Here is a 16,577-nt window from a genome sequence, read left to right as displayed (position 1 = left end):
GCCGTCGTGCTTCTAGCGCGCCCGCAGGCAGGGAAGGAGGCAAGCGGTGACGAGCATGGTCTACTGGCTTGATATGGCGGGGGTGATCGTCTTTGCGTTATCGGGCGTAATACTCGCCTGTCGCTCGCGGATGGATCCCTTCGGCATGCTGGTGCTGGCGGCGGTGACCGGCATCGGCGGAGGCACCCTGCGTGNTGGGTCATGCCCATCTCCTCGGCGTTGATCATGGCGAACAGCGACCACTTGACGATATTGAACCACTGGTCGTCGCCCTGACGGACCGCCGGGCCCAGTGGCTCCTTGGAGATGATGTCCGCCGAGTACTCAACATGATCATGTCGTGCTGGACCCACCGTGGGTACCGGTACGATCGGGCGCCACTGTGCATCCGCGACATGCGCTGAGCACGAGCACGCAGCACCCAGAGGTTCGCCTTCTTCGATGCCCACCGGTGCGTCCAGTTTGCGAGACACTATGAAACGGATGCTCATCAATGCGACCCAGCCTGAAGAACTGCGGGTTGCTCTGGTCGATGGACAACGCCTTTACGACCTGGACATCGAATCCGGTGCCAGGGAACAGAAAAAAGCCAACATCTACCGCGGCAAGATTACCCGCGTAGAGCCTTCCCTCGAAGCCGCCTTCGTCGACTTCGGTGCCGATCGCCATGGCTTCCTTCCCCTCAAGGAGATTTCCCGCGAATATTTCCTGAAGGAAACTTCGGGACGCCCCAGCATCAAGGAGGTGCTCAAGGAGGGACAGGAAGTCATCGTTCAGGTGGACAAAGAGGAGCGCGGCAACAAGGGCGCTGCACTTACCACCTTTATCAGTCTGGCCGGCCGCTTCCTGGTACTGATGCCCAACAACCCCCGTGCCGGCGGCATCTCGCGCCGCATCGAGGGTGACGAGCGCAGCCAGCTCAAGGAGGCCATGGGCGAGCTCACCGTACCGGACAAGATGGGCGTGATCGTGCGTACCGCCGGCATTGGTCGCAGTGCCGAAGAGCTCCAGTGGGACCTCGACTACCTGGTCCAGGTGTGGGAGTCGATCACCGAGGAAGCCGTCAAGCGACCGGCTCCGTTCCTGATCTATCGCGAATCCAATGTCATTATCCGCGCCATGCGCGATTACCTGCGCCAGGATATCGGCGAGGTGCTCATCGACAGCCCGGTCGTGCATCAGGAAGCGCTGACCTTCATCCGCCAGGTGATGCCCTCCTACCAGCAGAAGATCAAGCTCTACGCCGATGAGGTTCCGCTGTTCTCGCGCTTCCAGATCGAATCGCAGATCGAGACCGCCTACGAGCGTGAAGTGAAGCTGCCCTCCGGCGGCTCCATCGTCATCGACCACACCGAGGCACTGGTCTCCATCGATATCAACTCGGCTCGCGCCACCCGTGGCAGCGATATCGAAGAGACCGCCCTGCAGACCAACTCCGAGGCCGCCGACGAGATCGCCCGCCAGCTGCGTCTACGCGATATCGGTGGTCTGGTGGTGATCGATTTCATCGACATGAGCCCCGCGCGTAACCAGCGGGAAGTCGAGAACCGCATGCGCGATGCGCTCAAGCTGGACCGCGCCCGGGTGCAGATCGGCCGCATATCGCGCTTCGGCCTGATGGAAATGTCTCGCCAGCGTCTGCGCCCCTCCCTGGGTGAAACCAGCGGTGTCGTCTGTCCCCGCTGTAACGGCCAGGGCACCATCCGTGACGTGCGCTCCCTCTCGCTATCCATCATGCGCCTTATCGAAGAAGAGGCCATGAAGGAGCGCAGCGCACAGATCCGCGCCATCCTGCCGGTGCCGGTTGCGACCTACCTGCTCAACGAGAAGCGTGCCGTGCTGGCCGATATCGAGGCCCGCCAGGACGTGCGTGTGCTGGTACTGCCCAACCCGGACATGGACACGCCCCACTACGACGTTCAGCGCCTGCGCGATGACCACGTCGAGGAGGATGGCGAGCAGGAGAAGTCCAGCTTCGAGCTCTCGGTCGACACCGAAGTGGGCAAGGAGCCGGACGCCAGCATTGCCAAGCCGGTGTTGCGTACCGAAGCGGCGGTGAAGACGGTCATCCATAACGAGCCGGCGCCCGCATCGCTCCAGCATCAGCAACAACAGCCGCAGCAGAGCGCCAGCGAACCGGCGACACCGGCACTACCTAGCAGCCCCGGGGTGCTCGGCCGCCTGGTGAAGGGCATGGCCAAGTGGCTGGGAACCACTGACAGCACCGAGGCCGAAAGCCAAACGCCCCGCAAGCCTGCCGCAGCCGAGCCGCAGTCCCGCAGCGACGACCGTAATGGCCGTGGCCGCCAGCGCCGGCCGCGTGGCGAAGGGCGTGACGATGCTCGCGCTCAGCGCAGCCAGGGTCGCCAGCAGGAAGGCGGTCGCGGCGATCGCCAGGCCAATGAGCGTCAAGAAAGCCAAGCCGGTTCAGGGCGTGGCGACACGCGGGGCAATCGTGGCGGTCGTGGCCAGAGCCGGCAGGACAGGTCTCAACAGCAGGATCGTCAGGAGAAGCCTCAGCCGCAGGAGGAAAGCCGGCAACCCTCGCGCGGCCGTGACGACTCGGCCCGTCGTCAGAAGCCGGATAGCGCCGAGAAGCCGCAGGAAAAGGTAGCGGCGAAGTCTGCCGAGAGTGCGAAGCCCGATGAAACCATCAAGGTGGATGATGGCAAGCCGAAGCGGACACGTAACAACCCGCGCAATCGTACACGCAAGCATGCCATCAACCCCCAGGCTGAAGCCGAGCAGAAGCGCCTGCAGGCCGAAGCCGCGGATACCGCCCAGGCCCAGCCCGAGTCGCCCGAGCCGGTAGAGACAGCAGCCGATAAGCTCAAGCCGGCAGAGACAGCGGCCGACACGCACAAGGCGGAAGCCAAGCCCGAGCAGCCGAAGGCCGAGCAGTCCAAGCCAGAGGCGCCCAAGCCGGCAGAGAAAGCGGCCGACGCGCCCAAAGCGGAAGCCAACCCCGAGCAGCCGAAGGCCGAGCAGCCCAAGCCAGAGACGCCCAAGCCGGCAGAGAAAGCGGCCGACGCGCCCAAGGCAGAAGCCAAGCCCGAGCAGCCGAAGGCCGAGCAGCCCAAGCCAGAGGCGCCCAAGCCGGCAGAGAAAGCGGTCGACGCGCCCGAGGCGGAAACCAAGCCCGAGCAGCCAAAGGCCGAGCAGCCCAAGCCAGAGGCGCCCAAACCGGCAGAGAAAGCGGTCGACGCGCCCAAGGCGGAAACCAAGCCCGAGCAGCCAAAGGCCGAGCAGCCCAAGCCAGAGGCGTCCAAGCCGGCAGAGAAAGCGGCCGACGCGCCCAAAGCGGAAGCCAAGCCCGAGCAGCCGAAAGCCGAGCAGGCGAAGGCCGAGCAGCCCAAGCCAGAGGCGCCCAAGTCGGCCGAGAAGCCCGCCGACGCGCCCAAGGCGGAAGCCAAGCCTGAGCAGCCGAAGGCCGAGCAGCCCGGTGAGGCAGACGCGGATGCCGACGCCCCCAAGGACGAAACGCCGGCACAGCGCCGTCGGCGCCGTCGTGCTCACAACGATCCGCGGGAGATCCGCCGTCGTGAGCAGGAAGCCAAGGCCCAGGATGGCAAGCAGGGCTGACGCCCGGCCTGCCATAAAGGAAACGCCCGCGCATTTGCGCGGGCGTTTTCGTTTCGATGGCTGTTTTTCGACGACGGGCGATCGACGACGGACTGTCCATCACGGACTATGGAGGCTCAGTGGCAATCAGCCCGCCAGGCGTGGCTCGCGCTCGAGCTCGACACCGAAACGCTCGGCCACCTGGCCGGCCACCGCTGCGGCAAAGTCCAGCAGCTCTGCGGCACTGCCGCCACCGAAGTGGACCAGCACCAGGGCCTGGCGGTCGTGTACGCCGAAGTGCCCTTGCCGCCAGCCCTTGAGGCCACAGCGTTCAATCAGCCAGCCAGCCGCCAGCTTGATACGACCATCCGGCTGGGTGAAGTGCGGCAATTCCGGATAGGCCGTCAGCAGTCGATCGGCTGTCTCCCGGCTCACCAGGGGGTTCTTGAAGAAGCTGCCTGCATTGCCGAGCAGTGCCGGGTCGGGCAGCTTTTCGCGGCGCACCCGGCAGACGGCCTCGGCCACCTGCAGGGCCGTCGGAGCGTCGCCGACCCGGCTGGCCAGGTCGCCGTACTCGAGCCGCGGATGCGGCGTTCGGGAGAGGCGGAGCACCAGGCGGGTGATTACCACCCTGCCCGCGAGCTCATGCTTGAAGATGCTGTCGCGATATCCGAAGGCGCACTCCTCTGGCGTCAACACCTGTTCACGAGCGTCGTCCATGTGGATCAGATGCACGGCCTCCAGCACATCGCAGAGCTCCACGCCGTAGGCGCCGATATTCTGGATCGGTGCGGCGCCACAGTGTCCCGGGATCAGCGCCAGGTTCTCGATGCCCCATAGCCCGTCAGCAGCCAGGGCCATGACCAGCGTATGCCAGTTGACCCCGGCCCCGGCATGCACCAGCACCTGGTTCGGCGTCTCTTCCAGCCACCAGTCACCCAGGGCCGGCTGCAGCACCAGCCCCGACAGCCGCTCCGGCAGGATCAGATTACTGCCACCGCCCAGTACCGTCACCGGCGAATCCTGCTGCGTGGCCTGCAACAGGAGCGCCTGCAGCGCAGGAGTGCGGTGCGGTGCCGCGAAGGCTTCGGCGACACAGGGCAGCCCCAGGGTGTTGGCACGACTCAGGTCATGGTCGGTCAGGATCTCACCGCTCAAGACGGCTGCGCCTCGAGTCGCTGGCGAATCTCCTCGATCAGCCCCCTGGAAGCCGCATCGACCAGGTCCAGTACCTCCTCGAAGCCCTGCTCGCCCCCGTAGTAGGGATCGGGGACCTCGCGCCCGGCATGGCCGGCGAAGTCAAGAAACAGCCCCACATGGGCCCGGCAGCCGGCTGGGCGCTGCTCGTGCAGCGCCGCCAGGTTGGCCTGATCCATGGCCAGCAGGTAGTCGAAGCGGTTGAAATCGTCTGCCGCAAGCTGGCGAGCCCGCAGGTTGCCCAGGTCGACGCCCCGCCGCATGGCGGCTTCATGGGTCCGGGGGTCAGGCGCCTTGCCAACGTGCCAGGCAGCGATGCCGCAGGAGTCGACCTCGACCCGTTCGGACAGGCCGGCGGCTTCCAACTGCTGGCGAAAGACGCCTTCGGCAGTAGGGGAACGGCAGATATTGCCAAGGCAGACAAACAGTACGCGCATGGCGAGTTCCTCAGTGATTCCGGGCCAGCAGCGACCTGACCCGCTCAAGATCCTCGACGGTATCCACGCCGGCAGGATTTGGCAGCGCCGCCAGGGCGACCTGAATGGCATGGCCGTGATGCAGCGCCCTCAACTGCTCAAGCTGCTCGAGCTGCTCCAGGGGCGACGGCGTCCAGTCACCATATTGCGCCAGGAAGCCGGCGCGATAGGCATACAGCCCGATGTGACGCAGCCAGCCGTCGGTCTCGAGCCAGTCGGGGCGCGACGCGAACGCCTGGCGGTCCCAGGGGATGGGGGCGCGGGAGAAATAGAGGGCGCGGCCTGAGAAAGCCCGCACCACCTTGACAACATTGGGATTGAACAACGTATCCACGTCAGCGATCGGCTCGGCCAGGGTCGCGATGGAGGCCTCGGGGTCATCGAAGAGCCTTGCCGCCACCTGATCGATCAACTGCGGCGGAATCAGCGGCTCGTCGCCCTGAACGTTGACCAGTACCGCTTCGTCCGCAAGACCCAGCCGTTCGGCCACTTCGGCGAGTCGATCGGTACCCGACGGATGGTCGGCCCGGGTCATCACGACCTCGGCATCGAAGGGCGCCAGCGCTTCGCGGATACGGGCATCGTCTGTCGCCACGATCACCCGCTGGGCGGCGCTTTCGCAGGCACGGCGCCAGACGTGCGCCACCATGGGCTCGCCGGCAATGTCGAGCAGCGGCTTGCCCGGCAGCCGCGACGCAGCGAAGCGAGCCGGGATCACGGCAATGAACGCATTGGCCGCGCCCCCCATCAGGCGCCTCCCATGCGTCCGGGTGACGTCGGCAGCTTTTCATCGACGTCCAACTGACGGGCTTCTTCGGGCAGCATGACGGGGATACCATCGCGAATCGGATAGGCCAGGCCATCGTAGAGGCAGTGCAGCTCCTGGGCCTCACGATTATACTTGAGCTTGCCCTTGCACAGCGGGCAGACCAGCATCGCCAGCAGTTCCTTGTCCATCTTGTACCTCCGCGGTGAACGGTGACCGTCGCCAGACAGTGGCCACGGTATCGTATAGGTTATCGTAGCGCTTCCAGCCGAGCATCCAGCCATGCCGCGAATCCGGCAACCGGCTGCGCTTCCACCTCCAGCACCCAGCTGTCGGCCGGCGCAAGGAACTGGCATTTCTCGGCATCCTTGGCCGTCATCACCACCGGCAGCCCGTCGTCGAAGGCAAGGTCCCGCGCGGTGAAGGCGTGATGGTCGGCCATGGCATGTGGCCGGGCCTCAATTCCCATCTCTGCCAAAGTGGCGAAGAAGCGGCCCGGGTTGCCGATACCCGCCACCGCATGAACCGGCCCTGAGAAAGGCAGCGGCAAGAGCGGAAAGCGTGAATCGTCCTGCAGTGCGCGCCACTGCATCGGCGCCAGCCGAAAGGTCCAGCCCCGCTCGGGCATGGCAAAGGATGGGGCGCCGTTGACCAGCACCGCATCCACCTCCTCCAGTCGGGCCAGCGGCTCGCGTAGCGGGCCTGCCGGGAGGCAGCGTCCATTGCCGAAGCCACGCCGTCCATCGACGATGACCAGCTCCATATCACGGCCCAGCGCCAGGTGCTGCAGCCCATCGTCACTGATCAGGATATCGACCGCGTATTCCTCCTCGCCCAGCGAGAACACCAGGAATTCACGGTTGTGGGCTTCGGCCGCAGTCATGGCTGCTTCGGTCGTCTGGTTCATGAGGAAGTCTCCAGCTCTTTGTCGGTTAAGGNGCACCCAGTAACTCCAAAACAGCGGACTTCTTCGCTCTTTGGATGCTCTTCACCTGCCATAGCCGCTGATCCCCTTTCTTGATGGAACCACGCTCGGGCAATACGCGCACCTTGTCACCCTTCCGAATCGGTCGCAGCGGCAGTTCTACCGCTTCCGGGCAAGAATCGACGCTACCCGCCCCAACTTCGATGCCCCCTCCCGGGAGCAGTTGATGATGGAGGAGCGCTTCTGGAAATCGTAGACACCCAGCGGCGATGAGAAGCGCGCCGTTCCTGAAGTCGGTAGCACATGATTGGGGCCGGCACAGTAGTCGCCCAGCGCCTCGGCGGTGTAGCGCCCCATGAAGATGGCGCCCGCATGGCGCACCTCCGGCAGCAGCGCTTCCGGATCGGCCATGGAGAGCTCCAGGTGCTCCGGCGCGATCCGGTTGATCAAGCGGATCGCCTCCTCCCTGTTGCGGCAGTGAATCAGTGCGCCGCGGCGCGACAGTGACTGCCGCACGATCTGCTCCCGCTCCAGGGTCGGCAGCAGCCGCTCGATGGATGCCTCCACGGCATTCAGGTGGCTGGCGTCCCAACTGACCAATAGCGCCTGGGCATCCTCGTCATGCTCCGCCTGGGAGAAGAGATCCATGGCCAACCAGTCGGGGTCGGTTCCCCCGTCGGAGACCACCAGTATCTCGGAGGGACCGGCAATCATGTCGATCCCCACCTGGCCGAATACCGCGCGCTTGGCAGTGGCGACGTAGATGTTGCCGGGGCCCACGATCTTGTCGACCCGGGGCACCGTCTCGGTGCCATAGGCCAGCGCTGCCACCGCCTGGGCGCCGCCTATGGTGAAGACATGGTTCACCCCGGCCAGGTGCGCCGCCGCCAGCACCAGTTCATTGAGCACACCGTCCGGGGTGGGCACTACCATGACGATCTCGCGCACCCCGGCAACATGGGCGGGTATGGCGTTCATCAGCACCGAGGAGGGGTAGGCCGCCTTGCCCCCGGGGACGTAGATACCGGCACGATCCAGGGCCGTGACCTGCTGCCCCAGGACGGTACCGTCGGCTTCGGTGAAAGCCCAGGACTCCGGCTTCTGCCGGTCATGGTAAGAACGGATACGCTCCGCCGCCTTCGACAGGGCATCGCGCTGCTCTTCGGGAAGACCGACGAAGGCCTCCTCGAGGCGCTCCGCACCGAGGGTCAGCTCCGCCATGCTCGACACGGCTAGCCGATCGAAGCGATTGGAGTACTCGATCAGCGCTGAGTCGCCCCGCGCCCTGACACCGGCAAGGATGTCATGGACACGACGCTGTATCTCGGCATCGGATACGCCCTCCCAGGCGAGCAGCGCGTCGAGGCGCGTCTCGAAATCGCCGTCGGCGGTTGAGAGCCGCGCAATCTCGACGGTATCGACAAGGGTTTCGCTCATGATGGCGTTCGCCTCTACAAGAATGAAAGCAGTGGTAATGCGCTCACTTGCCTTACGCCGCGGCGCTCAAGGCGAGATGGCGCTTTCGCTGGCACGCCGCTTGCCCACCGCATCGGTCAGGCGAGCAATCAACGGCTTGAGCTGTGCGTGCTTCATGGTCATGGCCGCCTTGTTGACCACCAGACGAGTACTGATCGGTGCGATCAGTTCCCGCGGCGACATGCCGTTGGCGCGCAGCGTATTACCGGTATCGACGATATCGACGATCTCGTCGGCCAGATTCATCAGCGGTGCCAGCTCCATGGCGCCATAGAGCTTGATCACCTCGGCCTGGATGCCCTGCTCCGCGTAATAGCGCCGCGCCACGTTGACGAACTTGGTGGCCACCCGGCGACGCGCACGGGCCGGCTCGGCGCCATCGATGCCGGCGGTCATCAGCTTGCACCTGGCGATCTCGAGATCCAGCGGCTCGTAGAGACCCTCGGCGCCATGCTCGAGCAGCACGTCCTTGCCGGCAACACCCAGGTCGGCGGCCCCGAGCTGGACATAGGTGGGTACGTCGGTGGCGCGGATGATAACGAGCTTGACGTTCGCCAGGTTGGTGTCAAAAAGCAGCTTGCGGCTCTTGCCCAGGTCCTCTGCCGGCGTGATGCCGGCAGCGGCCAGCAGCGGCAGCGTTTCATCGAGAATACGGCCCTTGGAAAGGGCCAGAATCAATTGCTTGCTCATGGTCTCGCCTGTGGTCGGAAAAGCGCATGTCGAACGAATCGCTCAACCGGGAATTCGACGGATCCGCGCACCAAGTAGTTGGAGCTTCTCCTCGATGCATTCATAGCCGCGATCGATATGGTAGATACGATCCACCATGGTCTCCCCTTCCGCCATCATCGCCACGATCACCAACGAGGCCGAGGCCCGCAGATCGGTGGCCATGACCGGCGCTCCGGAGAGTCGCTCGACACCGGTAATCAGCGCCGTATTGCCCTCAAGCACGATGTTGGCGCCCATGCGATTCAGTTCCTGCACATGCATGAAGCGGTTCTCGAAGATGGTCTCGACCACCCGCGAGTTACCGTCCGCCACCGCATTCAGGGCCACGAACTGGGCCTGCATATCCGTGGGAAAGGCAGGATAGGGCGCCGTACGAATATTCACCGGACGCGGCCGGCGCCCCTCCATGTCCAGCTCGATCCAGCCGTCTCCCAGGGTGATCTTGGCACCGGCCTCTTCCAGCTTGGCCAGCACCGCCTCGAGAATGTCGGCACGGGTATTGCGCACCCGCACCTTGCCGCGACTGAGCGCGGCGGCCACCAGGAAGGTGCCGGTCTCGATGCGATCCGGCATGACGTCATGGTAGGCACCGTGGAGCCGCTCGACACCCTCAATCACGATGGTATCGGTACCCTGTCCGCGAATATTGGCCCCCATCTTGATCAGGCACTCTGCCAGATCAACCACCTCGGGCTCGCGGGCAGCGTTCTCCAGTATCGTGGTACCGGTGGCCAGGGTCGCAGCCATCAAGAGATTTTCGGTGCCGGTAACGGTGACGGTGTCGAAGAAGATCGTGGCCCCCTTGAGTCGCCCATCCACCCGGGCTCGGATATAGCCACCCTCGACGCGAATCTCCGCGCCCATGGCTTCCAGTCCACGAATATGCAGATCCACGGGGCGCGAGCCGATGGCACAGCCACCGGGCAGCGACACATCCGCATGACCGAAGTGCGCCAGCAGCGGGCCGAGCACGAGGATGGAGGCGCGCATCTTCTTGACCAGTTCGTAGGGAGCATGGCAATCCTTCACCTGGGCTCCATCAAGCTGGATGGTCATCTTCTCGCCCATCACCGGCTCGACGCCCATGCGCCCCAGCAGCTCCAGCGTTGTCGTGATGTCCTGCAGATGCGGCAGATTGCCGATGGTCACGGGCTCATCGCCGAGCAGCGTGGCACAGAGAATAGGCAGGGCCGCATTCTTGGCGCCGCTGGCCCAGACCTCGCCGTTGACCGGGCCATTGCCGGTAATAATCAACTTGTCCATGGAGGTTCGACCGTCAGGCGCCCTGATTCTGTGAAGCCGCATTCTCCGGCGCGCTAATCCACTGCGCCGGGGTATAGGTCTTGATGCTGACGGCATGAACGGCACCGGAGGCGATCTCTTCCGACAGGGCGCCATAAATCAACTGCTGGCGCTTGACCGGCGACAGGCCGTCGAACACATCGCCCACGGCGATGACCTGGAAATTGCACCCTTCGCCTTGAATATGAAAATCGCAGCCTTCGATACGGGCCTCTAGCAGCGCCTTGACATCACTGGGTTGCATGGAAACCGGAACTCCTGTGATCGATTCGGGGGGCACACGACCCCAGGGGGTCGGTGCCAGAGACAGATTATGGTGACATGGTAATGAAAAGCGCCCCACTTGGCGATGCCGGGCAGGGCGGAACTCAAGAGAAGGATGTTTCAGCAACAGGCAGCAGGGCATCGAGACCGGCAACCCTTGTCAGCCTGAGCAGGGGCTGGGAGAGCCGTACCGAATCCAGCTGAATGCCGGCAGCACGCGAGCATCGGGTCCACTCCAGCAAGACGCTGAGTGCCGCACTGCTGACCTGCTCCACGCCACTCAGGTCCAGCTCCATCCGGGAGCCGGACGGCTGCTCGGCCAGCCAGCCGCTACCGGCTTCGGCAAGCTGTGCAGCCATGTCGAAATCGACATTGCCAGTCACGGCCAGCCTGGCGGGGCTGGCCTCGAGACGCACACCGCCACGGTCGAGCAGCAGGCTCAATCTCTTCCGCCTTCTTCGAGTTCGTCGGCAGCGAGTTCTGGCGACCAGTTGGCGATCACGGCATCGTAATCCCGATTATGGTCGCGCATGGCCTGGTCGAACTGGTTGCGGAACGTCAGGCCCAGATTGATGCCATTCACAATGACATTGACCACTTTCCACTGCCCGTCAGAGAGGCGCAGCGTATAGCTGACGGGATAGACGGTACCATCAACAGCAACCACCTCCATGGCCACGCTCGCCTGATCTTCGTGACGCGGTGCCCGCTGGCTGTCAAGCACGCGAAGCTCACGATAGTCGAAGGTGACCAGGCCCTTGGTATAGGTGTCGATCAGCGTCTGGCGGAAGGTATTGGCGAAGCGGGAGCGCTGCTGGGGCGTGGCGTTCTGGAAGTAGCGTCCCATCACACTCGCACCGATATAGCGAAAATCGGCAATCTCATCCAGGCTCTCATCGACCAAGGCCTTTAGCTCATTCACATTGGCCGCAAAGTAATCCTCACGCCCTTCTATCTGTCCCATCATCTCGTTGATGCTGTCGCGAATCACCTGCTCCGGGCTGCGCTCCGGCTCGGCCTGTGCCGACAGTGAGAACAGCGCCAGGCACAACCCCACCACCATCAGGCGAAGGAGAGTATGGGAGCGAGACATCAGTGTCTTGGGTTGACCNGAGGATACCCTCGCCTGCCTGTTGCCACGCCTCGGCGCCCTCGCCCAGGGACGACAGCGCCGCCGGCAGGCCGCCCAACAGCCGCTCCATGGGCAGCGGTTCGCCGATCACTCCGGTGGAAAACGGCAGTACAGCCTCCTCGCCGACGCCTGCCAGCCTTGCCAGTTCAGCGCAGGTGGCCTGGGCATCGCGCAGCCCCACCTCGCCGGTGCCGGCATTGGCATTACCGGTGTTGATCACCAACAGGCGTGGGCCCTCACCGCGCGACTGACACTCGGTCAGATGCTGCCTGGCCACCGTGACGGGAGCGGCACAAAAGGCATTTCGCGTGAAGCTGCCGGCCACCCTGGCGCCAGCTGGAATCTCGATGACCACCAGGTCCCGCCGTCCCGGCTTCTTGATGCCCGCCATGGCGGTGCCCAGGCGCAGCCCGTCTATCACCGGCATTGCCGGAAAGCGTGTCTCACCCACAGCCATGGAAAGTTTACTCCTCAATCAGTTAGGGCGATCAAATTGCCGAGCGAGATGAAGCGCCAGGCGCCAGGCATTCGATTCAGCTCAGCTGGCCGCAGCACTGCTTGTACTTCTTCCCCGAACCACAGGGACAGGGATCGTTACGACCGACCTTGGGTCCTTCGCGCCGAACCGGGCGGCCATCGGCACCCGGCGCCATGGCCGCCGGCGCACGCTCGTCGCCCTCTTCAGCCGGCGGAGCGTCATGCCGGCTGTTGGCCGCGGCCTTCTCACGCTCCAGCGCTTCACGCCGCTGGCGTTCCAGCTCGTCGACCTCCTCGGGCTTGCGCACGTGTACGTGACTCGTCACGCGGGTAATATCCGCCTTGATATTGGTCAACAGCGTCTGAAACAGCTCGAAGGACTCGCGCTTGTACTCCTGCTTGGGGTTCTTCTGAGCATAGCCGCGCAGGTGAATACCGCGACGCAGATGATCCATCGACTGGAGATGCTCCTTCCAGCGAGTGTCGAGAATCTGCAGCATGATCTGCTTCTCGAAGCGTCGGATCAGTGCCGCACCGGCCGCCTCGACCTTCTCCTCGTATGCCTTGCGATGCATCTCCCGCAGGCGTTCGCGCAGCTGCTCCTCATGGAAGCGGTCATCCTGCTCGGCCCACTCCACCACCGGCGCGTCGAGGTTGAACTCGCTGCGCAAGTGCTCCTGCAGCCCGGGCAAGTCCCACTGCTCCTGCAGGCTCTGGGGCGGCACGAAATCACTGATGGTCTGTTCCAGCACTTCATCGCGAATGCCCAGCACGTTCTGGGAGACGTCGTCGGAGGAGAGAATCTCGTTGCGTTGCTCGTAGATCACGCGCCGCTGATCATTGGCCACGTCATCGTATTCGAGCAGCTGCTTGCGGATATCGAAGTTGCGGCTTTCCACTTTTTTCTGAGCGCGCTCGACGGCGTTGGAAACCATCTTGTGCTCGATCGCCTCACCGCGCTCGAGACCTAGTGCCTTCATCATGCGCTGCACCCGGTCAGAGCCGAACAGGCGCATCAGGCTGTCTTCCATGGAGAGGAAGAAGCGAGTCGAACCCGGGTCGCCCTGGCGGCCCGCACGGCCGCGAAGCTGGTTGTCGATACGCCGCGATTCGTGGCGCTCGGAGCCGACCACATGCAGGCCGCCCGCTGCCAGCACCGCCTCGTGGCGGACACGCCACTCCTCCTTGAGCTGCTCGATCTGCTCGTCGGTGGGGTTCTCGATCTTGGCCGCCTCCGCCTCCCAGTTGCCGCCCAGCACGATATCGGTACCGCGACCGGCCATGTTGGTGGCAATGGTAACGGCGCCGGGACGGCCGGCCTGGGCGATGATCTCGGCTTCGCTCTGGTGCTGCTTGGCGTTGAGCACGTTGAAGGCGAGGCCGTCCTCCTTCATCAGATTGGCCAGGTACTCGGAAGTCTCGATGGATGCCGTGCCCACCAGCACGGGGCGCCCCGCCTCGGTCTCGGCCTTGACGTCCTTGATGATTGCCTCGAACTTCTCCTCGGCTGAGAGGTAGACCAGATCATTCAGGTCCTTGCGAATCAGCGGCCGGTTGGTGGGAATCACCACCACGTCCAGCCCGTAGATCTGGCGGAATTCGAAGGCTTCGGTATCGGCGGTGCCGGTCATGCCGGCCAGCTTCTCGTAGAGACGGAAGTAGTTCTGGAAGGTGGTCGACGCCAGCGTCTGGCTCTCGCGCTGTACGGGCACTCCCTCCTTGGCCTCTACCGCCTGGTGCAGACCCTCCGACCAGCGACGTCCCGGCATGGTTCGCCCGGTGTGCTCGTCGACGATAACCACCTGGTTCTCGGCAACGATATAGTCGACGTCACGCTGATAGAGATGCCGAGCGCGCAGCGCCGAATGCATGTGCTGCAGCAGGTTGAGGTTTTGGGCGGCGTACAGCGAGTCGTGCTCGCCCAGCAGCCCCTCCTCGCGCATCAACTCCTCGACCTTGTTGTGGCCCGATTCGGTGATCTCCACCTGTTTCTGCTTTTCCTCGATCAGGAAGTCGCCGCTGACCGGAACGTCCGGGTCCTCAGACACCTCTCCCTTGACCAGATGCTTCGCCAGCCGGTCCACCACCTGATAGAGCTCGGTGTTCTCGTCCACCGCACCCGAGATGATCAGCGGCGTGCGCGCCTCGTCGATCAGGATGGAATCGACTTCATCGATGATGGCGTAGTGCAGCCCCCGCTGAACCTTGTCCTCCAGCGAGAAGGCCATGTTGTCGCGCAGGTAGTCGAAGCCGTACTCGTTGTTGGTCCCGTAGGTGATGTCGCAGGCATAGGCGCTGCGCTTCTCCTCGGATGTCTGCCCCGCGTAGATGGTACCTACCGACAGTCCAAGGAACTCATACAGCGGACGCATCCACTCCGCATCGCGGCGAGCCAGGTAATCGTTCACGGTGACCACGTGCACGCCCTTGCTTGGCAGTGCATTGAGATAGACCGCCAGGGTGGCAACCAGGGTCTTGCCCTCACCGGTCTTCATCTCGGCGATGCGCCCGCGGTGCAGCGTCAGGCCGCCTACCAGCTGGACATCGAAGTGACGCATGCCCATGACCCGCTTGCTCGCCTCGCGCACCGTGGCGAAGGCTTCGGGTATCAGCGAGTCGAGTGTTTCACCAGCCGCAAGGCGTTCGCGGAACTCGGCGGTCCGTGCCTGGAGCGCAGCGTCGTCCAGCGCCTCGAACTGAGGCTCCAGAGCGGTGGCCTCGGCGGCCTGGCGGTGCATTCGCTTGACTTCACGGTCGTTCTTGGAGCCGACGACCTTGCGTAAAAGAGAGTTGATCATGAAACGTCCAATATCGGCATATGACAATCGGCCAGTAGTGAAAGCGGACATGGCATAGCGCCAAGCCCCCACCGGCAGGAATCGATGGCTTCAGAGGTGGCGTCGCGGGCCAGGTGGGCCGCGGCGCGTCAGGACGTCATGAGCGGCAGGCCAGCACCGCCAGGGCGGCAGCTGCTGCGGAGGTCGGACACGACAAGCCATGACCCTTGGCTTGCGCGGTGGCCAGTGCGGCAACGCTCGACGGCGTGCCACGTAACGGCAGCGGGCACGCATCAGCGTCGGGGCCAGGATGCAGGTCTGGACCACCCGTTCCGCCAGCCGCAGGGTCTCCGCCTGGCTCAGCCCGGCGGGCAGCAGACAGCTCACCAACAGGCCGGCCAACCACCAGCGCGAGCGCTGTCGGCGGCGCGCCGCTGCCCCGGGGTTCGGGGCGCCGACGGTACGGCCTTGGGGCAGGACAGTGGTCATGCTGTAGCGTATCTCCCGAGCGTGCTAGGCTTTGCCGTAACCACGGGCGTTGGACATCAGGACAGCGGCCAAGGTCGCAATCGGCAACCTGGAGAAGGCGTTTGCCCCCGAGAATAAGCCCATGAGTATAAAGGTTAAGCGTTCACGCGCACAGCCCATGTCTCGCCTGCTTGGTGGCAACGGCGAATTGGCCCCGTTGATGCGCACGGCAAGGCTGATCGCACGGGCCCAGCAGCACCTGCGGGACAGCTTGCCGGAAGAGGTGAGCGAACATGTCCACGTCGGGGGATTTCGCGAAGGAAAATTGACGATCATCACCGACCGCGCCGTGTGGCTGACCTGGCTCCGCTATGAACAGCAGCGCCTGCTCACCCTGCTCCATCAGCTGCCTGAATTCGCCGCTGTCACAGGATTCAACCTCAAGGTGAGACCGGTGCGCCCGCTCAAGGTGCCGGCGCGCCAGGTACGACAGCTGCCGACGCCAGCCGCCGACGAGATCGCCGCCTGCGCCGCCGACACCGAGGACCCCCGCCTCAAGCACGCCCTGGAGCGTCTCGCCTCCCACGCTCAGCCCCGCGACTAGACCAGCCTGCGCGGGATCGCGTCCGCACCCGCAGGCTCATAACAACCGATACCGCTCATTCCAGTCGATAGGTATCGCCCTCGACCTCGACTTCCTTGATGTCGGCAAACGAGACCATCACGCCCTGGATGTCGCCGGGCTCCCCGTCGTGCTCCGTCAATGTCGTCTCGGGAATGACCTTCACCCCGGTAGCCCCGACATGCTGAACACGGGCCGAGAACCGCTTGCCCTCACGCTCTACCACGACTCGCTCACCAAACATGCAGCGCCCAATCTGGACCAGTAGCTCGGCTTCATTCACTGGCTTGACGGCCATGTCTCTCCTCCCTGATACGTTTGCCCTTGATCGCTTGTCTACCCCAGTGACAAGGAAAAAGCTCATGAATTCACTGTGCTGCTAGTACTGTAGGCAATTCTTCA

Annotated in this window: 16 protein-coding genes and 3 pseudogenes; 3 read left to right on the top strand and 16 right to left on the bottom strand. The window is 64.1% G+C overall.

The features are described from left to right. Positions 1-46: 46 nt before the first annotated feature. Positions 47-193 (top strand): annotated as a pseudogene (locus tag LOKO_RS18625) (TRIC cation channel family protein); the annotation flags it as partial. Positions 194-197: 4 nt separating this feature from the next. Here LOKO_RS18625 and LOKO_RS20080 read toward each other — a convergent pair. After that, positions 198-317: pseudogene (locus LOKO_RS20080) on the bottom strand (amino acid ABC transporter substrate-binding protein); the annotation flags it as partial. Positions 318-474: 157 nt separating this feature from the next. On the opposite strand from LOKO_RS20080, the gene rne reads away from it, so the two are divergent. Next, positions 475-3,582 (top strand): ribonuclease E, encoded by a 3,108-nt coding sequence (gene rne, locus LOKO_RS05880; RefSeq protein ID WP_066446295.1) that lies wholly within the window; start codon positions 475-477, stop codon positions 3,580-3,582. A gap of 126 nt (positions 3,583-3,708) precedes the next feature. On the opposite strand, the gene murB is transcribed toward rne, so the two are convergent. From murB to LOKO_RS05810, 14 genes and pseudogenes are all read right to left on the bottom strand, one after another. Then, positions 3,709-4,719: a UDP-N-acetylmuramate dehydrogenase gene (gene murB / locus LOKO_RS05875; protein WP_066446286.1), complete on the bottom strand. Its 1,011-nt coding sequence runs from the start codon at positions 4,717-4,719 to the stop codon at positions 3,709-3,711. Then, positions 4,716-5,195 (bottom strand): low molecular weight protein-tyrosine-phosphatase, encoded by a 480-nt coding sequence (locus tag LOKO_RS05870; protein ID WP_066446284.1) that lies wholly within the window; start codon positions 5,193-5,195, stop codon positions 4,716-4,718. Before LOKO_RS05870 ends, murB begins: the two co-directional genes overlap by 4 nt. A 10-nt stretch (positions 5,196-5,205) precedes the next feature. Continuing rightward, positions 5,206-5,982, bottom strand: a complete 777-nt coding sequence (gene kdsB, locus LOKO_RS05865) for a 3-deoxy-manno-octulosonate cytidylyltransferase (protein ID WP_066446281.1) — start codon at positions 5,980-5,982, stop codon at positions 5,206-5,208. Then, positions 5,982-6,191, bottom strand: a complete 210-nt coding sequence (locus tag LOKO_RS05860; protein ID WP_066446276.1) for a Trm112 family protein — start codon at positions 6,189-6,191, stop codon at positions 5,982-5,984. The genes kdsB and LOKO_RS05860 overlap by 1 nt, the downstream gene beginning before the upstream one ends. 59 nt (positions 6,192-6,250) lie before the next feature. Continuing rightward, entirely contained in the window at positions 6,251-6,943 is a 693-nt protein-coding gene (lpxK, locus tag LOKO_RS05855; protein ID WP_417935380.1) for a tetraacyldisaccharide 4'-kinase, read from the bottom strand. A 141-nt stretch (positions 6,944-7,084) separates the two neighbouring features. After that, positions 7,085-8,362, bottom strand: a complete 1,278-nt coding sequence (gene hisD / locus LOKO_RS05850; RefSeq protein ID WP_066446273.1) for a histidinol dehydrogenase — start codon at positions 8,360-8,362, stop codon at positions 7,085-7,087. Between the two features lie 66 nt (positions 8,363-8,428). Then, positions 8,429-9,091, bottom strand: a complete 663-nt coding sequence (gene hisG / locus LOKO_RS05845; protein WP_066446271.1) for an ATP phosphoribosyltransferase — start codon at positions 9,089-9,091, stop codon at positions 8,429-8,431. 42 nt (positions 9,092-9,133) lie between these two features. After that, a complete protein-coding gene (gene murA / locus LOKO_RS05840; protein ID WP_066446268.1) occupies positions 9,134-10,396 on the bottom strand; it encodes a UDP-N-acetylglucosamine 1-carboxyvinyltransferase in 1,263 nt (420 codons plus the stop codon). A 13-nt stretch (positions 10,397-10,409) separates the two neighbouring features. Next, positions 10,410-10,679, bottom strand: coding sequence for a BolA family protein (locus LOKO_RS05835; protein WP_066446267.1), 270 nt, complete (start codon positions 10,677-10,679; stop codon positions 10,410-10,412). A 124-nt stretch (positions 10,680-10,803) separates the two neighbouring features. After that, positions 10,804-11,142: an STAS domain-containing protein gene (locus tag LOKO_RS05830; RefSeq protein WP_066446265.1), complete on the bottom strand. Its 339-nt coding sequence runs from the start codon at positions 11,140-11,142 to the stop codon at positions 10,804-10,806. After that, positions 11,139-11,792 (bottom strand): MlaC/ttg2D family ABC transporter substrate-binding protein, encoded by a 654-nt coding sequence (locus LOKO_RS05825; protein ID WP_066446262.1) that lies wholly within the window; start codon positions 11,790-11,792, stop codon positions 11,139-11,141. The genes LOKO_RS05830 and LOKO_RS05825 overlap by 4 nt, the downstream gene beginning before the upstream one ends. A gap of 1 nt (position 11,793) precedes the next feature. Further along, a pseudogene (locus LOKO_RS05820) lies at positions 11,794-12,288 on the bottom strand (bifunctional ornithine acetyltransferase/N-acetylglutamate synthase); the annotation flags it as partial. 76 nt (positions 12,289-12,364) lie between these two features. Continuing rightward, the gene (gene secA / locus LOKO_RS05815) at positions 12,365-15,106 is read right to left on the bottom strand and encodes a preprotein translocase subunit SecA (RefSeq protein ID WP_066446256.1); all 2,742 of its coding nucleotides are present in this window, start codon (positions 15,104-15,106) and stop codon (positions 12,365-12,367) included. 90 nt (positions 15,107-15,196) lie between these two features. Then, positions 15,197-15,574: a hypothetical protein gene (locus LOKO_RS05810; protein ID WP_144439616.1), complete on the bottom strand. Its 378-nt coding sequence runs from the start codon at positions 15,572-15,574 to the stop codon at positions 15,197-15,199. Between the two features lie 121 nt (positions 15,575-15,695). Here LOKO_RS05810 and LOKO_RS05805 point away from each other — a divergent pair, with 121 nt between their 5' ends. Further along, entirely contained in the window at positions 15,696-16,157 is a 462-nt protein-coding gene (locus LOKO_RS05805) for a DUF721 domain-containing protein (protein ID WP_066452244.1), read from the top strand. 55 nt (positions 16,158-16,212) lie between these two features. Here LOKO_RS05805 and LOKO_RS05800 read toward each other — a convergent pair whose 3' ends face one another. Further along, positions 16,213-16,473, bottom strand: coding sequence for a hypothetical protein (locus LOKO_RS05800; protein ID WP_066446254.1), 261 nt, complete (start codon positions 16,471-16,473; stop codon positions 16,213-16,215). Positions 16,474-16,577 lie beyond the last annotated feature (104 nt).

The sequence above is a fragment of the Halomonas chromatireducens genome, assembly GCF_001545155.1.
In the GTDB taxonomy this organism is placed as follows: domain Bacteria; phylum Pseudomonadota; class Gammaproteobacteria; order Pseudomonadales; family Halomonadaceae; genus Halomonas; species Halomonas chromatireducens.
This window is presented reverse-complemented; position numbering and strand designations above follow the sequence as displayed.

Excerpts from the sequence above, each read along its gene's own strand:
- rne (WP_066446295.1), top strand. The coding sequence starts at position 475 with ATGAAACGGATGCTCATCAATGCGACCCAGCCTGAAGAACTGCGGGTT.
- LOKO_RS05870 (WP_066446284.1), bottom strand. The coding sequence starts at position 5,195 with ATGCGCGTACTGTTTGTCTGCCTTGGCAATATCTGCCGTTCCCCTACT.
- kdsB (WP_066446281.1), bottom strand. The coding sequence starts at position 5,982 with ATGGGGGGCGCGGCCAATGCGTTCATTGCCGTGATCCCGGCTCGCTTC.
- LOKO_RS05860 (WP_066446276.1), bottom strand. The coding sequence starts at position 6,191 with ATGGACAAGGAACTGCTGGCGATGCTGGTCTGCCCGCTGTGCAAGGGC.
- hisD (WP_066446273.1), bottom strand. The coding sequence starts at position 8,362 with ATGAGCGAAACCCTTGTCGATACCGTCGAGATTGCGCGGCTCTCAACC.
- hisG (WP_066446271.1), bottom strand. The coding sequence starts at position 9,091 with ATGAGCAAGCAATTGATTCTGGCCCTTTCCAAGGGCCGTATTCTCGAT.
- murA (WP_066446268.1), bottom strand. The coding sequence starts at position 10,396 with ATGGACAAGTTGATTATTACCGGCAATGGCCCGGTCAACGGCGAGGTC.
- LOKO_RS05835 (WP_066446267.1), bottom strand. The coding sequence starts at position 10,679 with ATGCAACCCAGTGATGTCAAGGCGCTGCTAGAGGCCCGTATCGAAGGC.
- LOKO_RS05825 (WP_066446262.1), bottom strand. The coding sequence starts at position 11,792 with ATGTCTCGCTCCCATACTCTCCTTCGCCTGATGGTGGTGGGGTTGTGC.
- secA (WP_066446256.1), bottom strand. The coding sequence starts at position 15,106 with ATGATCAACTCTCTTTTACGCAAGGTCGTCGGCTCCAAGAACGACCGT.
- LOKO_RS05810 (WP_144439616.1), bottom strand. The coding sequence starts at position 15,574 with ATGACCACTGTCCTGCCCCAAGGCCGTACCGTCGGCGCCCCGAACCCC.
- LOKO_RS05805 (WP_066452244.1), top strand. The coding sequence starts at position 15,696 with ATGAGTATAAAGGTTAAGCGTTCACGCGCACAGCCCATGTCTCGCCTG.
- LOKO_RS05800 (WP_066446254.1), bottom strand. The coding sequence starts at position 16,473 with ATGGCCGTCAAGCCAGTGAATGAAGCCGAGCTACTGGTCCAGATTGGG.